Source organism: Jeotgalibacillus sp. ET6, assembly GCF_029667115.1.
In the GTDB taxonomy this organism is placed as follows: domain Bacteria; phylum Bacillota; class Bacilli; order Bacillales; family Jeotgalibacillaceae; genus Jeotgalibacillus.
The window spans coordinates 1-246 of sequence record NZ_JARUIU010000218.1 but is presented as its reverse complement, the minus strand read 5'-3'; the positions used below and the strand labels follow the sequence as shown (position 1 = coordinate 246).

Here is a 246-nt window from a genome sequence, read left to right as displayed (position 1 = left end):
CGATCGAGGACTTAACCAATTTTGGTGATTACTCGAAAACGCAGCGTTTGATTTGATGTCTTATCCAGTTTTGAAGGAATGATGATTAATTATTTCTTTATTGTATTGAATTGTCTCTTACATAATGTTATAATGTAACTTGTCGCAAAGAGAACAAAATTGTCTAGTAATGATAGCGAAGAGGTCACACCCGTTCCCATGCCGAACACGGAAGTTAAGCTCTTCAGCGCCGATGGTAGTTGGGGG

General features: G+C 39.0%; 1 rRNA gene. It reads left to right on the top strand.

Annotated features, from left to right (window positions below):
- Positions 1-162 precede the first annotated feature (162 nt).
- A 5S ribosomal RNA gene (gene rrf / locus P6709_RS20180) occupies positions 163-246 on the top strand; the annotation flags it as partial.